Below are 3,339 nucleotides of genomic sequence, written 5' to 3'. Positions count from 1 at the left end.
GCGGAGAACTGGGCCTGCATCGCTTCGCTGATCGAGACCTGCAAGCTCTGCGGCGTCGAGCCGCAGGCCTATCTGACCGACGTCCTCACCAGACTCGTCAACCTCTGGCCGGCCTCGCGTCTGGACGAACTCATGCCCTGGGCGTGGAGCGCCGAGCAAGCTAACGGCCTCGCCGCTTGATGAATTCGCTTCCTGGATCGCGACCGATCCAGCAGGCCTTGTCGCCACCGGCTCTGTGCCTTCCGGCAGCTTCAACCACCCGTCGCGCACCGCCTTGCGCCAGGCCGACAAATGCTGCGGCGACAGACCGTGGCGCCGCGCGACGTCCGAGACGATCGCGCCCGGCACAAAGGATTCCGAGACGATCCGTCCTTTGACCTCGTCGCTCCAGCGCCGCCGAACCCGTCGCTGCGATGCGTCGACAACACGCTCGATCATCTATGCAAACCGCCCTCGTCAAGACGGAACGCATATTGCCGATCTGCTCAACAGCAACAAGGTGCGGGAGACACGCCGCTTACGCTCAGCCTGTGGCTGCGTCAAATTCTCTCGGCTCTCACTGCCGCGCTTCAGACCGTTCCTGCCTGAAGCCAGAGTTCTTCACAGGCGACTATCTACTCAGGAATCGATATTGATGTCCCGGCTATCTCGACGTCAATGGCACGTTTTCGCCTGCCATGGAGCGTGGCCCGCCGACTCCAGCGAGATAGCGGCTTCGCAAATCCAACAGGGAGCGAGATCCGACACCGAATTACTTTGCGCCCGGCTTCCTTGGTTGATCGAGTTCGGTCCGTAAGATGGGGCTGAAGCCGTGCCGTTTGCGATCTAGGCTGCACGCGTCTTCATCGGACGTTCGAAAAGCTCAAAGCTCGATGACGCCTATCATGGCCCCTATTCTGACATTGGCAACGGAGCTGAATGATACTAGCTTTCACTTCTCCTTCAAAGATTTTCTTATGTACAGGCGGTGAGACCGCCATCGACATAGAGGATCTGACCAGTCACGAACCGCGACAGGGGCGACGCGAAGAAGTGTACGGCGCCCGCGATGTCGCTAGGTGTAGCCAATCGTCCGAGTGGGATATCCGCAACGGCCCTCTGAAACGTGGCTGCGTGGTCGAGAGCCTTCTCATTTTTGTGAGTCTGTGTCCTGCCCGGAGCGACGCCATTGACAGTGATCCCGTGCGGCGCCAACTCGGTTGCATGCTGCTTCAAAAGAGCAGCCAGCCCACCCTTCGCAGCGCAAAGGGCACTGTAGCCCCGGTCTCGAAAGCCAAGCGATGACCCAACGGAGAGGAGGTGGATCTGGTTGCCCCCCTTGCCGGCTGCAACTTGGTGTGCGGCCACTGCCTGGGAGAGAAACATTCCGGCGCGTAATGTCCTGGAATAGACCTTATCGAACGCCTCCTCCGTCACATCCAGCAGCTTCTGCTCCTTATTGAAGCCAACGCAGTTAACCAAGATGTCGATCGAGCCATAATTTTGTATGAGGAGAGTCGAAAGTTCTTTGATGGCTGCGACGTTAGATGCGTCGAGCTCAAGGCCCTCCGCAATGTAGCCTTTATGGCTCAGTTCGCCGGCAAGTGCTCGCGCCTGGTCGCCGTTTGGTCCCGCAATAACGCTGGTCGCACCGGCAAGAGCTAATGTTTCGGAGATTGTCGTGCCGATCGCTCCGTACCCGCCGACGACCAACGCGACCTTACCATGTAAACTCATCGAATGCTGGATTTCCATGCTCGCGTTCTGAATGGTCATTCCGGTCTCACATGCGTTGCGGTCACAGCGTTCTATTTGGATATCCGAAATTACGAGAGACGAATTCGCAGAAGTTTCTTGACGACCGACTCGAGATGCTCCTGTACCTGCTACTCGAATGAGGCCACATGCGCCGTGTTCAGGAGATCTCCGTCAGTCTGCACAAAGACATTCCTTTAAGGTGAACTGCCGTCGGCAGATGATGCGGGTCCTTCTCGCGCTGGCGAGTTGTAGAAGCCTGACGGTAGACTCAGCCGATACGACCGCGCAATCGACGCAATCCTTCAAGCGTTCTAATATGGCGTGGGACAGTCTTCGGGGTAGAAGACCCTCTTGCGCGGTTCTGGGCATCCCGCACCTCGAACGCGCTCTATCCCTTCTCATCCTGCACGTGAAACCTGAGCAGGCACCTATACCTTCGAAACAACTTACTTCCAAGCAAATTGTCCTTCCCAAGATTTGCTTCGTGCAAAAGAGTGCGGCTCCGGCGCAAGCGAAGCAAGAGGCGTGCCATGGGCTCTCAAGCACCTCAATTCTCGAAGGTGCTACAGGGGGTGATCGTGATGCAGGAACGACCTTGTTTCGACTGGAGGTGTCGGTCGCTTTCGCTAGTAAGCGAGCATAATCCTGCGTTCCACATCCTGTGCCTTTTGAATGATTGAGCGCGCGTCGTCTACTCGACAACGGTGCGACGCCGAAAACATCTTGGGACTCAAACAGGCGAAGCTTAGGGATCCTAGTTCTGCTGGGTCCGGATCATCGCGACCAAGGACGCCATTGCTCACGTAAAATCCGCCCTATCCCCTGACCGTGTTCGTCTCAATTCTCCATGAGGCGTGGACGATCTCGAATGGGGGCCGCAATCCCATTTTGATTCATGAGCCAGCTCCAGACCCATAACCTCCAATTACGAATCCAACATCGCAGCGACTCACCTTTTTTTCTAGGCGAATACGTCGATTCCACCAAGTTCTAACTATTGCCCAGCCCATCAAAAAGCGGCCCCCTTAAGTGGGGCCAATCCGTGTACCTGAGCTGTCAGTCCCGAGTGCAAGCATCACGAATCGCGAAAACTTCGCCTCGGCTCCAGTCCTGAGGAGCTGAAAATTGACCTACCGGCGCTAGGCCAAGCTTCGCGATCGAGGCAGTCTGGAAAACATCTCGTTATCACCAGAGCGATCCAAAATCAGTTAAACGCTGGAGATCATGTTTTTGACGCAAAACGATCACGAATTGCGATGCTCTTGGCAGATGTGAAATCAAACTGTCTGGCGTGAACATTCTAGTCACCATCTGGCGCGTCAAATCGGCGGTTGTCACCCCTCTCTGCTCGCGAGTGATGGGTGGTGCTGCTGTGCGCGTCAATGACCGCGCGTCCTCCACAGGATTGGAGGAGGTTCAATGCTCATCCCTACCAATGCTGCCCCGTGTCAAAGGCCGCTTGTTGGCAACCTGTAAATCGCGTGCTTCTGTTTTAGGCCAACGGCCCCTAGGCAGTGTGGACAATTACCTTAGCCAGAGCAGAGTTGCGGCGATGGCGACGACGGCGAAGTAGTTTCGCGCCGTCTTTTCGTAGCGCGTAGC

Annotated in this window: 2 protein-coding genes and 1 pseudogene; 1 reads left to right on the top strand and 2 read right to left on the bottom strand. The window is 56.6% G+C overall.

Translation table 11 applies throughout. The annotated features are described in order from the left end of the window. A partial coding sequence (locus YUU_RS0145605) for a transposase domain-containing protein (RefSeq protein WP_027528085.1) occupies nucleotides 1-180 on the top strand: 180 nt, incomplete at its 5' end. A 111-nt stretch (nucleotides 181-291) separates the two neighbouring features. Here YUU_RS0145605 and YUU_RS58040 read toward each other — a convergent pair. Beyond that, nucleotides 292-438 (bottom strand): annotated as a pseudogene (locus tag YUU_RS58040) (transposase); the annotation flags it as partial. Nucleotides 439-954: 516 nt separating this feature from the next. Beyond that, nucleotides 955-1,755 (bottom strand): SDR family NAD(P)-dependent oxidoreductase, encoded by an 801-nt coding sequence (locus tag YUU_RS0145600; protein ID WP_027528084.1) that lies wholly within the window; start codon nucleotides 1,753-1,755, stop codon nucleotides 955-957. Nucleotides 1,756-3,339: the final 1,584 nt, after the last annotated feature.

Origin of the sequence: Bradyrhizobium sp. Ec3.3 (assembly GCF_000472925.1) — a bacterium.
GTDB lineage: Bacteria > Pseudomonadota > Alphaproteobacteria > Rhizobiales > Xanthobacteraceae > Bradyrhizobium.
The sequence above is the reverse complement of the archived record's forward strand: the minus strand, read 5'-3'. Positions and strand labels throughout refer to the sequence as shown.